Source organism: Ectothiorhodospira lacustris, from assembly GCF_022227785.1.
Classification (GTDB): Bacteria; Pseudomonadota; Gammaproteobacteria; order Ectothiorhodospirales; family Ectothiorhodospiraceae; genus Ectothiorhodospira; species Ectothiorhodospira lacustris.
Window position 1 is genome coordinate 36,208 of the sequence record NZ_JAJNQM010000006.1, and the last position, 16,490, is coordinate 52,697.

The 16,490-nt window shown below is 59.1% G+C and carries 9 protein-coding genes; all 9 read right to left on the bottom strand.

From position 1 onward, the window contains the following. Window positions 1-18 precede the first annotated feature (18 nt). Entirely contained in the window at window positions 19-750 is a 732-nt protein-coding gene (locus LQ952_RS02345) for a hypothetical protein (protein WP_238621053.1), read from the bottom strand. Continuing rightward, complete coding sequence (gene pglZ, locus LQ952_RS02350; RefSeq protein ID WP_238621054.1) at window positions 747-2,777, bottom strand: BREX-3 system phosphatase PglZ; 2,031 nt, start codon at window positions 2,775-2,777, stop codon at window positions 747-749. Before pglZ ends, LQ952_RS02345 begins: the two co-directional genes overlap by 4 nt. Then, window positions 2,774-5,611, bottom strand: a complete 2,838-nt coding sequence (locus LQ952_RS02355) for a DEAD/DEAH box helicase (RefSeq protein ID WP_238621055.1) — start codon at window positions 5,609-5,611, stop codon at window positions 2,774-2,776. The genes pglZ and LQ952_RS02355 overlap by 4 nt, the downstream gene beginning before the upstream one ends. After that, a complete protein-coding gene (locus LQ952_RS02360) occupies window positions 5,608-7,440 on the bottom strand; it encodes an RNA/DNA-binding domain-containing protein (protein WP_238621056.1) in 1,833 nt (610 codons plus the stop codon). Before LQ952_RS02360 ends, LQ952_RS02355 begins: the two co-directional genes overlap by 4 nt. Before the next feature lie 2 nt (window positions 7,441-7,442). Further along, window positions 7,443-8,096 carry a DUF4276 family protein gene (locus LQ952_RS02365; protein WP_238621057.1) on the bottom strand — a complete coding sequence of 218 codons (654 nt, stop codon included), beginning with the start codon at window positions 8,094-8,096 and terminating at the stop codon, window positions 7,443-7,445. 2 nt (window positions 8,097-8,098) lie between these two features. Continuing rightward, window positions 8,099-9,331: an AAA family ATPase gene (locus LQ952_RS02370; protein ID WP_238621058.1), complete on the bottom strand. Its 1,233-nt coding sequence runs from the start codon at window positions 9,329-9,331 to the stop codon at window positions 8,099-8,101. Then, window positions 9,332-12,118, bottom strand: coding sequence for a DNA methyltransferase (locus LQ952_RS02375; RefSeq protein WP_238621059.1), 2,787 nt, complete (start codon window positions 12,116-12,118; stop codon window positions 9,332-9,334). It lies immediately after the preceding gene. Between the two features lie 163 nt (window positions 12,119-12,281). Continuing rightward, window positions 12,282-16,007 carry a DUF6079 family protein gene (locus LQ952_RS02380; RefSeq protein ID WP_238621060.1) on the bottom strand — a complete coding sequence of 1,242 codons (3,726 nt, stop codon included), beginning with the start codon at window positions 16,005-16,007 and terminating at the stop codon, window positions 12,282-12,284. 11 nt (window positions 16,008-16,018) lie between these two features. Then, window positions 16,019-16,486 (bottom strand): BREX-3 system P-loop-containing protein BrxF, encoded by a 468-nt coding sequence (gene brxF, locus LQ952_RS02385; RefSeq protein WP_238621061.1) that lies wholly within the window; start codon window positions 16,484-16,486, stop codon window positions 16,019-16,021. Window positions 16,487-16,490: the final 4 nt, after the last annotated feature.

The window sequence follows — 16,490 nt, forward strand, 5'->3', positions numbered from 1 at the left end:
TCGGGCCTGAGGCCGGTCTTAGTCTTCTGTCCGCAAGCCGACCACCTGGCTGCCAGGGCCTTGGGCGTGCAGCGTCAGGTTTGGGCTTTGTGACGCCAGGTAGCCCAGCGGTTGATCGAGAACGAGTGGATAAAGCACGGCCAGGGACGACAGAGCCGCCACAGACACCGATTTACCGCCGTAGCGCAAGGCAGCTTCAATCAGCCAGGCAATGGTTTCGGCTTCGTTGAGCACAAGGGGTTTCAGGCGGACCAGACGCTTGCCTTTCTCCACGCGCTCGATGGCACCCCAGCTGGCTTGCGACTGCAGGACCATGTTGGTCATGCGGTAGGTGCCTTCCCGCTCACCATAGACTTCGCTCATGCGGCGATGGACTTCTGTCGAGGCGCAGTCTCCCTGGAGTGCGGACAAGCGGCCCACCAATTCAGCGACCTTGCCGAAGAATGGGTAACTGGCGATGGCCATTCCCCAGGTCAAGGCAGCGGTTGGAACGCCAGGGTTGGCCTTGTAGAGGGCGATACCGCGTTCAGCGAAGCTGGCCAGTTCCGGTCGTGGTTCGAGCCATAAGCGATTCAGTACGGTGCGCGTCTTTTTGCGCGCCGCCACGCCGAGCCCGGCCTCATCCAGCAGGGCATTCAAGTCATCGGGTTCAGCCAGGCCGGCACGCACCCGTAAAGCTGCTGACGCCCACTCCAGCGCTATGTAGCGGTCGAAGCCGATTTTTGGGGCAGGCGGATTGGTCGTTTTCAATTGACGTAACTCACTTTCACAAAGGGCACGATAAGTTCTTCCAGGGACATGCCACCGTGGACCACTACCTGGTCACCCTTTGGAACAAAGGCTCCGCGCTCTCCTGCAAACAGCGGCATAAAGTTGGCCGGCAGGCCAGCGATATCGAGACGAAAGCTGTCCGGTATCGCAGCTTCTGTCTCGGCAATCATGGTTTCACTGCGATAGGTGCGCACCCGTTCGCCGCGCAGCTCCGAGGCAACCCCCTGGTTTGGGCGGCCAATGCCCACGGCTTCCGCATTGCCGTGGTCGGCCGTCAGGTAGATGTGGAAGCCCTGGTCGAGCAGCATCGCAAAAAGCTGATCAACAAACCCCGACTCACACCAGCTGTTGATCTGCGCAGCCACGCCGCGTTTGCCGAGCACGGCTCCGTGGATGATTTCATCCACGGTATCCACCACCAGGCCGGCGACTTTCAGGGCGGGATTCGAGAGCAGCTCCTGCAACTCCGGCAGCTCATCAGTGCGCTTGATCGCCTTTCGATAGAGGATCTCGTTGGCACGCAATCCCTGGTCCTGCCAGAACCGGGTCCAGTGCTGAGGTTCTTTTGAGGTTGTTTCGATGTGCTCGGCGAACTCGCGTGGGCGCAGGCCGGAGAATAACACCTGTCTGGAAATGGACGTCAGCGTGGGCAGCCAGGCAAAGCAGGCGTTTTCATCAAACATCAAACGCGGCGCATGCTGGATAAGGTTCTCGCGAATTTGTGTCCACTGATCGACAGCCAACCCGTCGAAGACGACCAGCGCAATTTTTTCCTCACCGTTAGCTCGGCGCATCGCCAGGTAGCGTGGCACTTGATGCACCATCACCGGCCCCTTGGCAGCGGGCAGGGAAGGTAGGTCAGCGTAGTGCGCCCGAACCCAGGTTTGCAGCTCATTGTCGGCGCGAGCCACCAGGTCCTTCATGTCCGCCTTCAGGCCTTCTGCGCGCACGGCATCCAGGCTGTGGAAACGTGAAATAACTTCGCCGAGGCGCCGCGCAAAGTGGGTCCAATCCCTGTGAGACGACGTGGCGCCAGGCAGCTCTTCACTGAGGCTCTTGATACCTTCCAGCACCAGATTACGCATCGCTGCGGGGTCCTGCACCACCCCAGCTTTTGCCCATTCCGGCAAGCTGACCGGCACGCCCTGAATGGCCAGCGGGTGTAGCGTGCCGTCCAGGAACATCGAATCAACGATGACGCGGATATCGTGATGCTCGAACGGAATGTCGATCTTCGGTATGTAGTCCGGCGCTACCGGTTCCGCCGTGCGTCTGCCGATCAGCCCCAGTTTGTTCAGGTAGCGGTACCAGGCGTCCTGCACCACACGCAGCGCAAAACTTCTGTTGGAGAACAGCTCGGCAATCGGGCTGCTGGCGAACACCGGCCGGTCGGCCAACACCTGGTGAATGTGCTCGGCCAAGGTCTGAGGCAACAGCGTCTCGCGGTAGTGCAGACGCAGTAGCTCACGCCATAAGTCTTCCGGTCTGGTAATCAGGTGGGGGCTTACCCGGTAGATGTGCGTCAGCACAAATTCTTTGGTGGCGGCTTCGCCCATCGCTTGAGTCGCGTGGCGGGCCTGCACCTCGAACAGCGACGGCAGGATCTCACTACCCAGCTGCCTTAGCACCGTATAGCTGAGCTTTGGAAACAGCTCTGCGAGCGAGAGACTAACCTTGCGCGCCTGGCGTAAGTAATCCCAGGGCAGCTCCGCAGTGCTGGAATCGCGCACCTGGATAACCAGGGCGCTGGGTGCATTGGGCTCCCCAGCTTCCCAGGCAGCGCGGTAGCGTTCTTCGTATTCGGCACGAAAGGCGACACTGTCCTCGAACGGCAGCACATCAAAGCCGCGTTCACGCAGTCCGGCCAGTACCTGCTCGTCCAGCAGCACGTTGTCCGGGTCCGCTACAATCCATAGCCGGGCCAGGTCGGACGGGAACTCCTTCAGAATGCGATCAGCCAGCAGCGTGCTGCGATGGGCGACATTGTCCCTGGATAAGTACGTCATGCTGCGGCCCCTCCCGCCGAGCCAATGCGCAGTATCAGCACCGCATTCAGCTCCGGCGTGCAGGCTTCTGCTTCCGCCAGATCCGCCATACGGGCTTGATGTTCGGTTTCGAGGCGCTTACGCCGGTGTTCGCGGACGGCAGGCAGGCCGATTCGGCCAATGGCCTGAAAACGCGACTCGAAGGCATAGCGGGCGCGCTCACATTCCTCGGCAAGCCAGGTTCGGTGCTCTTCCAGCAGCTCGGAGAACAGCCGCTCACCCTGACCTTTGGCTGCCGTCAGCGATTGCTCAAAGAGTGCGGCTGCATGCTCACTGTCCGAGTCCGCCGTCAGGCGCACCTCTTCGGTCAGCAACAGATCCCAGATCCGCTTGGCGGTGGGAACAAAGCTGCGTCCATCATCGGTAACAAAGACCGGCAGGAAGCGACGCCGGGTGAAGTTGGCCGAGCTGTTGGAAGCCGCCAGGCTCACGCTCCACAGCGACCAGGTACCCTGCACGGTGTCAGGCAGTCCGGTTACCTGTACGACAGGCAGCGGCTGGCCGGCCACGCAGCGCGGCAGATCGCCGATCAGCGCACGGGCTCGGGGATCTTCCAAGGTGATCCACTCCATCTCCGGGTTCTGCTCGGCGGTTCGCGCATCGAAGCAGACCGGGAAAGACTCACTGCCGTCCGCCCAGGTTAAACGCCAGGTATGACCTGACTGCTCTGCTGCGCCGCCACGGGTTGGCAAGCCGGTTGTTACTGCACGCTCCAGCCAGTACTGCGCCGGGTGGTCCCGCCATTTCTGGGACTCAACCGCTTCCAGCGGGTGATCGTCGGTCAGCAGATCCGTATCAGCGCGGCTCGCGGCCACTTTCTCGCGTACCTGGTTGATGACCGCGTCGCACTCCTTGTCGATGGATTCCGGGTCTTGCAGGCCATACACAAACAGCTCATCAAACAGCGGCTCGACTTCCACGGTGTCCATCACGTCGGCGGCTTTATCGACACCGAACTCCTGGGCAATGATCTCCAACTTCTGCTCCAGCACTTCGCGGACACGGTGTTCCACGGTGTCTTCCAGCACGAAGTTGATGGCACGCACCACATGGGGCTGGCCAATGCGGTCGACGCGGCCGATTCGCTGTTCCAGACGCATCGGGTTCCAGGGCATATCGAAGTTGACGATCACATGGCAGAACTGCAGGTTCAGGCCCTCACCGCCGGCGTCGGTGGAGATCAGCACCCGAACATCGCGGGAAAATGCCTGCTGGGCGCGGGTGCGTGCCTCCAGATCCATGCCGCCGTTAAGCAGGACAATGGAAAACCCACGGCTTTCCAGAAACTCGGCCAGCATGGCCTGGGTGGGCACAAACTCGGTGAATACCAGCACTTTCAGTTCTGGGTCGTTCTCTTCCTGTTGCAGCTTGTAGATCAGTTCCAGCAGCGCTTCGGCCTTGGCATCGGTGCCTTGCCGTTCGGTTTCCCGAGCCAGATCAAGCAGCATCTCGACCTCGGCCTTTTCCTGCTCCCAGTTGCTGGCCTGTAGGGCCACGTCCAGTTGTGACTGCCCGTCAAGCTCTGCCCATTCGTCCAGGTCCACGTTATCGAACAGGTTGGCCTGTGGCTGTGGCGCATCCAGCAAGGCCTGGCGTCTTTCCAGCGTGGCACGGATGGCTGCGGTGCTGGAGGTCACCAGCCGTTGCATCAGGATCATCAGAAAACCGATGTGGCGCTGCTTGGCGGCCATGGCCTGGTTGTAGCCGTGGCGCACATAGTCGGTGACTGCGTCATACAGCTGCTTCTGCGCCGTGTGCCGTGCCTGCCAGGCAACCGCCTGCAACCGCGTGGAGCGCGGCTTGAACAATGGCTGTCCATCGGCATTGATGGCGGACCGCTTTTCGGTGCGGATGACGAAGGGCTGCACCCGGTCACGGTGAATGCTGCCTTCATCAACAAAGGCCTCGCGGTCGAGCAACTGCATCAGACGCAAAAACTGATCGGTCTTGCCCTGGTGTGGCGTAGCGGACAGCAGCAACAGGTAGGGCGCCGCTTCGGCCAGAGCGGCGCCCAGCTTATAGCGGGCAACCTGGTCGGTACTGCCGCCCATGCGGTGGGACTCATCAATGATCACCAGATCCCAGCCGGCGGAAACCAGATCTTCGAAACGCTCGCGGTTGTAGCTGTTGAGTTGTTCCAGGCTCCAGCCACGGCGGCCTTCAATGGGTTTGACCGAATCCAGCGAAACAATCACCTGGTCGTGCATGGCCCAGAGGTTGTCGTCATTCTGCGAGCCCTCGGCGCGCCAGGCGCGAAAGGCAGCCAGCTCGGTGGCTTCGATAAAGCGCAGGTGCTCGCCGAAATGCAAACGCATCTCCGCCTGCCATTGGCGTATCAGGCCTTTGGGGGCCACCACCAGCACCCGCCGCACCATGCCGCGCAGCTTCAGCTCGCGCAGAATCAAGCCGGCCTCAATGGTCTTGCCCAGACCCACCTCGTCCGCCAGCAGGTAGCGAATGCGGTCGCGGCTCATGGCCCGGTTCAGCGCATACAGCTGGTGTGGTAGCGGCACCACACTGGACTGGATAGGGGCCAGCAGCAGGTTGTCTTCCAAAGCGTCCAGCAGCTTTGCGGATGCCGCCGTATGCAGGATCTGCTCAACCGCCGGGCGCACCGCTGCCAGGTCATCGAGATCCTGGGCGCGGGCACGCACCACCGTATTCTTGGCCGGCAGCCATACGCGATAGGCCACCTCGCCCCACACGTCCTGGCGTTCAACAACGCGGCACGGGGTCGCCTGCCGGACGAACCAGCACCAATCACCAATGGTGTAATCGCCTGGTCGCCGTGTCATTCGGTGTCACCAGTGCGCAGTGCTGTGCCTCGCTCGGTGAGCCGATAGCGTTGCTTGCTGGAGCGGGGCTTGTCCGGCTGGGTCATTTCGACCGCACCCAGGGCCAGAGCCGGAAGCAGGTAGGCGTCACGGAAGTGGTCTTCATGCTTCAGGCCCAGTGCCTCCTGAATTTCCCGGCGCCTCATCTCGCCAGACATGACGGCCAGCAGTCGGCGAACTTCCCCGGTGACTTCCCCGGTAACTACCCCGGTAACTACCCCGGTAACTACCCCGGTGACTTCCCCGGTGGCCTTGTCCTGACTTGGCCCCGACTTGGTCCCGACTTGGTCCCCAGCCTGAACTTCTGTCTCACGAGCAAAACGCTGACGGATCTCATCCCGCACCTGGTATTGGGTGTCACTGAGCTTGTCCAGCAGCTGCTGCAGTACCAGATGGTCGGCCACTGCCCGAGCTTGCTGGGTAGTACTGATGCCCAGGCTACGGATTGCGGTAAGGGACAAGGGCTCGTCTTGCGGCAATGTCAGGGCCAGGGTCAGCGCATCGGCTTGCTCCGGCGTGAGGGTGGCGCCCAAGGCTTCACGGAAGCGCTGCATGGCCTCGGTGACCAGCGGCTGGTTAATCAGCTCCAGCTCGAACTCCTTGCGTGCCTTGTCGTTGTTCAGCCTTGGCGGCGTGCGCCCCAGCTCGTGCCAGTTGCGGAAGATGGCGCGAATCCCGGTACCAGCCTGGTCTGATAAACCAATACGGCGGAACGCTTTGACGATGGCCGGGTTGCGCACTTCCTTCTCGGTCGGGTCCAGCAGCTCCGCTTCGGTGGCAAAGGCATCGCCGGGGTTCCAGAACACCGTGCGGTCGGTAAAGAGTTTGATGGATGCCTTGCGGCCGTGATCACCGTAATCCTGGTGAATCAGCAGGTTGATGGCCGCTTCGCGAAAGGCCACATAATCCGGCGGATCGTCATTGCGGCGCAGTGTCGCCGGGTCAAGCGAAAAGGGGTGCTCTGCGAGACGCATATAACGTGCCACCAGCCCTTGCCAGGCCTGAAAGATGTTCTCTTCAAACACATAGCGGTCATGCCAGCGCTGATCGGCCGACCAGTTGTCGAAGCTGGTATCGATACGCTGATAGTCGAGCACAGGGCGGGGCAAAATCTGGCGTACATAGCGCCCTGTACCAAACAGCAGCACGCCAGCACGGGTTGGCAATGTCTTCCCACGCTGTTCAACCACAAAATTCCAGTTCAGCAGAAAGGCAATCGGATCAGTGATCTCCACGTGCTCGGGATTACGCCGGGCAAACTGTTCCTGGTACCAGCGCACGGTGGTTTCATCAAAGCATTGGTCGACCGGGATGTCGGTGAGTACCACGCCATCGTATCTGTCCTGCGCGGCATCACGCAGAAAGCGTTCCAGCTCACTTTGGGTAACCTGCTCATCACCCGCCGCACGCCGAATATAACTCTGCCTGGGGTCGCCCTTGAGGTAGGCAGGTTTTTCAGACCGGGATAGCTCCGGCACATGGAAGGCAAATACATGCTTGCCGTCGATCTCGAAACGATGCGCATCGACCGCAATCACCCGATTCAGCTTTTGCCCACCGCGCAGCACCGCCAGAAAATCATTCTGGACCTTATCCGGCTCCGCGACGCCGGTCACCTCCAGCTGACCGTTGGCCTCACTGACACCGAACACCAACCAGCCGCCCACCGTATTGGCAAAGGCGGACACCGTCTTGTAGGCATCCTCCGGCACACCACGTTGGGCTCGTTTGCACTCGAAATCATTCCATTCGATGCCGTTAAGCCGTGCCAGCAAATCGTCCTGGTTCATACTTAACCAGCCTCCACGGCCAGACGGCGCAGCCCATCACGAAGTTTGCCAAAGCTTGGTGATATATTTTGGTCGGGTTCGAGTAATGGGCCGATTTTTTCCGCCCATTCATGCTTCACTTGACCCGGCAAAGGCCACCCGGCTTTCTTTATGGCGGCTGATCCACCCGGGTAGATGGCGTCAGCAAGTCGCTCCCAGGTTTCGCAAACACTGTCTTGCTGATAACGGTTCAGCACATCAGTCTTGGCTCTTGGGTAAGCTGTTAGCAAAGCCTGTCGGTCGCCAAAATACCAGGCTTCCATCTCCTCGACCGCAATGCGAAAGAGTGTGTTTGGCGCAGGATTGCACCCTGCCGCCAAAGCTTTCAGCTCGGCCAAAAAGTCCACGCAATCACGTCGATCTGAATCGAGCACAACTACTACAGCGTCAATACCCGGTGTTCGTCCGTAACCCCGAAGTAGTTTCGGCAATTGATCCAACAAAATCCGTTTGGCTGGGTCTCCTCCTGCATTAAGGTTTTTAGGAATACGGCCAATACCTTTGTAGAAGTGAATACGCCAGGTGTGGGGGTCGCCTTGCGCCCCTAAGATCTTCGGAACTAATGTTTCCAGCAACATTTGGCCTGAACTATCTTCCACCAGTATCTCGATATGCATGCTTACCTCTCATCGAGATAGTCGCTGTACCACAAACCGCCCAGCGGCAGACCTTCAGCCACTAGACTCCTGACAACCTCCAGGTCGGAAGCCCGGCGAATGGTGGAGAAGCCGTCGTCACCCTTTTCGAGAATCCACACCTCTTCAGGCGTTAAAGCATCTACAAAATACGGCTGGTGAGTGGTGGTGAAGATTTGAGGCGCATTCTTCTTGCCCGTCGCATGTGCACGAAACTCTTGGGCCAGCGCTTCTAGCAACTTGTGATATAGCCCATTTTCCGGCTCCTCAATACAAATGAAAGGATGCGGATCGGGATCTTCAAGCAATAGCAGATAGGCAAACATTTTCAGCGTGCCATCAGACATTTGCTGGGCAAAAAACGGATCTCCAAACGCACCATCATCGAACCGTAACAGCACCCGCTTATCGTCGGTTACTTTCGTGTCAATGTTGGTGATTCCCGGGATCTTGCTGGCAATACGATCCAGAATATTCTTGAAGCGATCCTTATGCTCTCGCTCCATGAACTGTACTACGTTGCCAATGTTATCCCCGTGCACGTTTAGATGTCGCTGCGGTCCGGCTGTTGGCAGGCTGCGAGCCGCATCAGGATAGAAATAGGAGAGATACCAACCTTTTAGGAAATCCCTGAATTTACGGATGCGGGGATGCTCCTTGAGCGTACCCAAGGTTGAAATCCCTAACTCTCGAGGGTCTGTAAGCTCTACAGTATTGCTGACATTTTCTTCCTCTTGCCCCTCGATTTCGACGGCATCTTCACCTGCCCAAACCGTTCCCTTGCCCTGAGCCAACCGTAAAAATGGAAAGGGCCGACCGTATTTCTGGCCCTTTCTCCTTTGCTTGAGCACTTCGCTCAAAACAAATGGCCGACCGTTTTCGTCCATGTCAATCGCAAGTTCGTAGCTGATCGGGCGTTCATTCTGAGCTTCGCGATAGTAAATCTCGAAGCGAATCGGTTCCGCTACTCCCTTGGACCGCATGCGCTCGAATCCGCCGCGCTGCTTCATGTCGCATGCAGTTTCTACATCCGTTGCTAGGCAATCAGCGACGAAGCCGAACGCGTCAAACAAAGTGCTTTTGCCGGCGCCGTTCTTGCCGATCACCACAGTGAATGGCGTCAGTGGATCGCCTGTCTTCTCGCCTGACAGCTTGCCAAGGGTCACATCACGCAGGGCACGAAAATTCTGTACGCGGAATCCTTCGATTATGGCCATTTAGCTTTCCTCCGTTCGAGTCATCGCCTGGTCGTACCAGAGCAACAGTTTTTCATCTTCCTGCAGCGCCTCGTCGGGAATCTTCTTGGCCACTGCGATGATGGTCTGGTAGTCCTTCTTGCCCCAGGCCTCCTTGAACCCGGCGCGGAGCACTTCCAGGCGGAACTCCTTAAGGCGTCGGCCGGTGAAAGCCTGGTACACCTGAAACTCTTTGAGCAGCGCCTTTTCGCGCTTCTTCTCCAGATCCTGTGCCTTATTCGGATCGGGCACAAACCAACGGTCTTTGGCTTTGGCGATCAGGCGTGGGTCGCTCTTCTCGAGACCACGCAGATCCTTGTGGTTGGTGGAGAGGTAGCTGTGGATCTGGCTGGGCACTTCGCCAGTGCCGTCGTATTTCAAGAAGTTGTTTTCCAGCAGTGCCATCAGCTCTGGCTTGGCTTCGTGTTTCTTCCAGCCGGCGCCGAGTTGAGCAGTGAGTTCAGGATGGACCTCTTGATAGGTCGAGGGACGGCGCTTCAGGAAGTCGGTCAACCAGTCGATGGCGCTGCGCTCGTCAGAAACAAACAGATCCATCTGCGGCGCCTGGGCTACCTGGGCACGCTTTTTGTCATACTCGGCCACTTGGTCAGACAGAAAAACCATGCCATCGCGGTCGGGGAAGCGACTACGCAGACCGTCCTGAAACTCCTGACTGGAAAACGGCACGGGCGCGCTATGCCTCACGAACCACGCCACCATTCGGTCAAACAGGATGCGCGGATCACGCTCAGCGACAAACTCTAGTTCGCCGTCCCTCATCTTCACCACGGGTAGTTGCTTCAGGTGGGTCTGAACAAAGTCCCATGCCGATTCTGGTGTGGCCCCGCGTTGTGCGAAACGTTGCTCCAAGCCACCGTTGGGTTTGTAGGCGGAGATGACCAGATCTTGTTTGACGGCGACCGCCGTGGTCACGGCTTTGAAGCTGCCTTGCTTCTTATCCAGTGCGGAGACGTTGGCAACCACAAATCCTGCTTGCTGCATGGCTGTTTGTAGCCCATTCCATACCGCTGCTTGCGTATTGGAAAAAACCACGGTCATCCAGCGGCCAGGTTTCAGTACGCGGAAATACTCGCTGAAGCAATCGGCCATCAGCTTCCGATAGTCCTCAACCGACTTCTGTGCTGCGCGGTTTTCCTTGGCGCGATCCACAATTGCATCCAGCTTTGCCTGAGTGGTTACTCCATGCCAAGCCTCGACAATGAAATTCAACTCGGCATAGGGTAGGTTTTCGCCAAAGGGTGGATCGGTGAAAATATAGTCGATGGAGTCATCAGGAAGTGGCAGCTGGGCTGCTGTTCCTGTAGTCACAGCTGCACCTTCTGGCTTAGCGTGATACTTCTGAAACGCCTTGACCAACCGATCAAGTTTTCCACCGAGAATGTACCAAGGGCTACACTCTGCATGCTGTGAGGATACGTAGTACACGCCTGCCAAATACTGGTTGACCTGAGAAAAATGGGTCGGCGCGTAGCGCGCAAGAACAGTCATTCCCCAAATGGCCTGCTCTACAGTGAACAGTAAAAAGGCACGAACCCTTGTGTCCGGATGCGTCTGGGCTTTCGTCCACAGCAAGCCCATCGCCTGGGCAGCGCGTGGAAGAAACATGTGATGAGTGTGAGAAATCCCCTTGTCACGCATGCGAGGCGCCTCCCACATGTCCGCGAAGGGAAACGCGACCACAGGTACATCGTCATGCAGTGGCATGGCATCAATTCTTTGTTGAAGTGCCAAATCCGCCGCATCAGGCTTTTTCTCGTATTTTGTTTTGCCAATGCGATATGCAATCAGGCTGGGTACACGCTTAGGAGTTGATAGCGTTTCACCTGTAACCTTGTCGAGCGTGTTGATGTAAAGTCGATCAAGCTTTTTCTTTGTGAGGACTACGTTGCAGTGCGGGCACGGGAAGCTTTCACGTACGCGCTTACTCTCAGTATCCAGTGCCTCATCGAGAAAGTTCACTTCTCCGGCGCATTCAGGGCAGCTGAACACCTCACTCCACACGGTATACTCGATCCGCGCCTTCGTCTTGCCATCGCTGTGCAGGGTCTCGTACATCCAACCGATTTCCTGCTCGACTTCTTTTAGCAACTGTTTGCCTGCTTTCGCAAAGGCATCAACATCAAAAGGGATGTTGTAGTTTGCACCAATGAAAGTTGCCGCCGGCGACAGGTCGTTCAGTACAACGCGCCGTGCGCCCCACTGGGGGGCTTTGCGTCCCTCCTGCTTCCAGGCCATCTCGATCTCGTGCCGATAGCTGGCTGGTGCAATTCCACACCACTGGGCGGCAACACCGGTCATGCCGGAGCCCGAAAAGCCGTCCAGCACGATATCGCCGGGCTGGGTGTAGTGCAGTATCGACGGCACAATGGCCAGGTGCGGCACTTTGGTGTGGTAGGAATGCGCCCGATAGATGGCGTCTGTCTTGCCGACCGATACGTCAATGGCTAGGGGTTCCCGGTTATATGTGTGCTGCGGATCGTACGGCTTGCCGTAATGCTCGACGAACTCCGCCAGCCAAGGGTTCGGGCAGGCGGTGTAATAGGGCGGATCGGACATTGCTAGAATCGCCTCATCGGTGCCCTGCGGAAAGCCTTCCTGCTTGCGGAATTCCGGACCTTTCAGCTTTTCGGCCAGCAGCTTCAGGTAATGCTCACGGCGAGCCTGATCGCTGGGAAAGGTTTGGCCCAGGCACTCCACCGGGCCTGATGTGGACTCTGATCTCAAGTCCAGGGTATCAGTCGAATTCATTGCTGTGCGTCCGTTGTCTGTTGGCATGCAAGTTGGCAAGACCCACAACTTGCGGTCGAATCTTGATCAGCTGAATAAGTAACTGAACATCTGTAGCAGAAGCCTACTGCGCCTTGTTCAGTCACTTGTTCAGAGGTTGTCTGTACGGTGGTTTCGGTCACGGTCACTCCACCACAAACCGCAGTTTGCTGGCGTCCTTGCCCTTGCAGCGCTCAGTCATGAATGACTCGAAGCGGCGGCGCAGGTCTTCCGGGGTGGCCGGAGAGCCGCCGGCCAGCAGTGCCTGCTTGATGTCGTCGCCGGTGACCAGGATCTTCTCCAGGCCGGACAGCGCCTCCTGGATGGTGGTCACAAATTCCGGCGTGACCGGGTCGGGCAGTGTTTTGGACGCCAGGAAGTTGGTGATCAGCTCGCGTTGGTTGCCCTTTAGCAGCTCGAAGTTGGCCTGGATGATGGGGTCGTCGAGGTTGTCCAGCAGGGTCTGTTGCCAGCCTTCGAGCAGGCGGTCCAGCTCTTCATCCAAAGCTTTGAGTACGTTGGCGGCTGGCAGCAGGTCGGCTTGCTCGTTGGCCGGCCGGAAACCGCAGTGCGGGCACACCGGGCTGTTGGCCAGATCGGCTTCGACCAGAGAGGCACAGCTCTTGAGCTTGTCCAGCTTGTCCTCAAAGCTGGTGAGCTGTCCGGTAGGCATCAGCGAGATGCCCGCCAGGGCGCGCAGCGTGGTGATGCGCGAATCCCGGCGCAGGGCGGTCTTGGTCTTGTCCTCGGCTACGCCGAGGCGTGCCTTGCTGTGCTGGGCCACATAGGCGTTGATGTAGTCCTTCTTGAGCGCAGCCAATTGTTGGCGGTAGGTGGCGGCCTGGGCTGCACTCTTGTCTTGGGCGAGCTTGTCAAGAATGCCCTTGCGGGCCGCTTGCGCCTGCTGCACCCAGGGGTGGTCACTCGGCAGGACCATTTCCGCCTGGGACAGATAGCCAGCCACGCTACCCAGCTCGGCGACCAGATCACGCAGTTTCTCAACGGCGGAGAGCACGTCCAGGTTCTTCTGTTGTGCTTCGATGTCGGCCTGGGTGATGCGCAGGTTCTTCAGCTTGCCCACGGTGTTGTAGGGGGACAGGCTTTCCAGGAAGCTCTTGAGGGCCTCCAGGCGGCTGCGCCAATCACGCAGCTCTTCCTCACGCAGCAGGGATTGACCCCAGAAGCTCAGACGGGTTTGCAGGTCGGTACCCACGGTGAGCACGCGGTTGACCAGCTTGGCAACGGCTTCCAGTAGTTCCTTGACGGGCTCTTCCTTGCCCTGGGTGGCCATCTGCGCGAATCCGCTTGGCAGGCCCAGTAGCTCGAACAGTGAGCGAAGAACGGCGACGTTGATCTCCTTGGGGGCTTCAACGTGCTTGAAGGTCTTGAGATCGTCCAGGGCGCGCTCCACCAGCAGGGAGAGTTTGCCGGAGTCGATCTTGTCGCCGGTGATGGCGAGCACAATATCGCCGGAGTAGACCAGGCCACCCAGCACCGCCATCAGCAGGTCGGGCTCCAGGCGGAAGCGTATCGGTGCGAAGAACTCGACATCTGTGGCGCCACTGATCAGCTCGGCCCGGTTGAGAACCTGGCCGTGGCCCTTGGCGGTGAGGCGGCTGAGGACTTCCTGGGCGTAACGGGAGCGGGTCGGCTCGATGCGGTCGCCATCGAGCATTTCCAGGGCATCGAGGATGACAATGGCATCCTTGGTGCGGGTGCCGCCGGCAAGTGCCTTCAGCGCATTGCCAATGAGCTGCTTGCGGTTGGCTTCGGTGACCAGGGCGGAGAACGTCGGGTACTCCGGTGCCAGGTCGGCAAAATGGGTGCCGAGGGCCAGGCCTGAGGTAACGTTGACGATGTCACGGAAGTTGGCGCGCTCATCCGGCCCCAGGCGCAGCTTGTCACGCATGGAAACGCCCTTGGCCCACTCCTGCAGGGTTTTGGTCTTGCCCTGGTAGGTGACTTCGAAGGCCGTCATCTGCTTGTCCTGCAGCCACTTGCTCATGTCGCGCAGGGCTTCTTTGGCCTTGTCCAGATACACCGACTTGGCGCCACCGCTGGCTGATGACGCCAGCTCCTGGGCTGCGGCATAGCAGGCCAGATAGCGCTTGATGGCATCGTCCAGGCCTTTCAGGCGGAAGAACACCTCATCCGTGCGGCTGTCGTCGCGAAAGCGTGGTGGCTCGAACGGCTGGATGAAGTAGATGTAGAAATCACGTTCCGGCTGGGCTGTCGGCCGGTCGTTAGGGGCGCCAAGGAACAGGTAGCCGTTGCGTTCGACACGCCGCTCCTGCCATTCCACCTGGTGTTGCCAGATCCGGTAGCCGGTGACATAGGTGTCTTCCTCGGTACGCTCCATCAGCTGCATCAGGGCGCCGTAGTAGGCGCGATCCAGCGCGTCGTCGGACAGGGCTTCGGCGCGTTTCTCGATTTGTGCGTCGTAGTCGACGTCTTTCTTGAGGTCGAGGTAGTACTGCTCGGTGTCGGGCGCCTTGGAGATGAACTGGCCGTTCACCGTCTTGACGATCTCGCGCAGGGTGGTTTGCACTGCGGTCAGCAGGTCGTCGGCCGGTTCGCCCCCCATGTCCTCGATGCCGGGTTGGTACAGGCAGAGGGTGTCGCGCAGCTCTTCTGCGGTCGGCCCAACGGGCACGTAGATATCGCCGCCGGTGGTCAGGCGGTGGACGGACAGGCCTTTGATGACGCGAATGGCCATGGCCTTGTAGGCGGGGCGAGAAAACGCTTTCTGCACGCGCTCGCCCAGCACTTCAGCGACATTGAGTACAGGGCCGATATTCGGGTCTGAGCGCAATACCGAGTTGGATGTGACCGTTTCCCAGAATTTGTCGAAGCCGATCAGGCCCGGGCGGTCGGTGGGTACTTCATCGTCTAGGATGGCCTGGATCTGGTCGCGCAGGGTGACCAGTGCGCCGCGCTTTTCGGTAAAAATCAGGCGCTCGAAGGTGCCGATGTAGTCCGGGTGCACCGGAAACAGTCGCACGTATTCATCCATTCGCTCGTTCATGTTGTGGTAGAACTTGGCGAAGGGTGTGAGGTAGGTGCGGATCTTGTGCTGCTGGTCAGCCGATTTTTTCAGCAAACGCTCAGCGACCACGAAGCTGACATCCTGACGGGCCAGCAACACCTGGGCGAAACGCTCGTTTACGCGGCGCAGGCTGTCGGCAACATGTTGGAAGCGGCTGTTGTCGAAAATGGCTTCCTGTACGCCAGCCACAAAGCGGAAGCGCAGGTGCTTGGTGACTTCACCGATCTCGCGCAGGAAGGACAGATCCAGCACCAAGTCGTGATCCTTGCGCGAGCGCAGGAACTCAAGGAACTCGTCGACCACCAGCAGCACGCCCTTGCCAGGGTGTACTTCGTCAAAGGCAGCCATCATTTCCTCGAACGCGGCCTTGTTGTTGACGACTTTGTCGGCCGGCGGGAAGGCGTAGCTGACGCCCTTCTGCTCCAGGAAGATCTCCAGCTCCTGGGTGATGATGTCGCGCAGGGACATCTGGCTGGAGATCTCGATGCGGTGCACCTTGAACTTGCCGGCGATGCTGCCGGCCGCCTCGGCGACTTTGGGGTGCTGAACCATCGGCACATAGGCGGCGTCTTCGGCGATCAGCGACAGCACCGACATCAAGTGCGATTTACCGGTGCCGTAGTTGCCGACCACCAGCACGCCCTTATGGTCAACCGACTCATCGAAGGAGAGCTGCGGGATCATCTGCTTGGCAATACGCTCGGCCATGTCATCGGAAATGACATAGGTGGCGACGAGCTTCTTGGCCTCGTTGGGCCGATTGGCGTCGAGCAGCTGAATGACCGACTCAATCGGCTCGAACTGAATAAGATCCCCGTAGCGCATGTGCTTCCCCTTTACCCCAACAATTCAATTTCAAATGGAACCAGGCCACCCAGGCCGTAGTCCTGATATTCCGGATGCCCCATCTCGGCATAGACGAGCCGGCCTTCGCGCAGCTCACCCGGCCACACCGCGACTACGCGGCGGCCGTGGGCGTGGCGCTTGAGCAGATCCAGCGGGTCCAGCTTGAGCGAGCGGTCGAACAGCAACTCGAGATTGTCGAGCAACAGCAGGTCGCCCTTGGCATGTTCATCGGCCAGATCTCGCAGAACCACATTTGCCTGGAGTGCTCGCTGCCGCTGAGACATCGCCGCCAACTGGCGGCCCAGGGCGGCACCGACATTCATCACACAGATGCCGTGCTGCTTTGCTAATGCACCGATCAAGGCACTCTTGCCGCTACCAGGGCGGCCAATCAGCAGGACCAGCTTGGTTTGCAAGGCGCCTACTTCGTTAATTCGTTGTTCGAGCTGCTCCAGCATGGCG

Excerpts from the sequence above, each read along its gene's own strand:
- LQ952_RS02370 (WP_238621058.1), bottom strand. The coding sequence starts at position 9,331 with ATGGCCATAATCGAAGGATTCCGCGTACAGAATTTTCGTGCCCTGCGT.
- LQ952_RS02355 (WP_238621055.1), bottom strand. The coding sequence starts at position 5,611 with ATGACACGGCGACCAGGCGATTACACCATTGGTGATTGGTGCTGGTTC.
- LQ952_RS02360 (WP_238621056.1), bottom strand. The coding sequence starts at position 7,440 with ATGAACCAGGACGATTTGCTGGCACGGCTTAACGGCATCGAATGGAAT.
- LQ952_RS02375 (WP_238621059.1), bottom strand. The coding sequence starts at position 12,118 with ATGAATTCGACTGATACCCTGGACTTGAGATCAGAGTCCACATCAGGC.
- LQ952_RS02365 (WP_238621057.1), bottom strand. The coding sequence starts at position 8,096 with ATGCATATCGAGATACTGGTGGAAGATAGTTCAGGCCAAATGTTGCTG.
- pglZ (WP_238621054.1), bottom strand. The coding sequence starts at position 2,777 with ATGACGTACTTATCCAGGGACAATGTCGCCCATCGCAGCACGCTGCTG.
- brxF (WP_238621061.1), bottom strand. The coding sequence starts at position 16,486 with ATGCTGGAGCAGCTCGAACAACGAATTAACGAAGTAGGCGCCTTGCAA.
- LQ952_RS02380 (WP_238621060.1), bottom strand. The coding sequence starts at position 16,007 with ATGCGCTACGGGGATCTTATTCAGTTCGAGCCGATTGAGTCGGTCATT.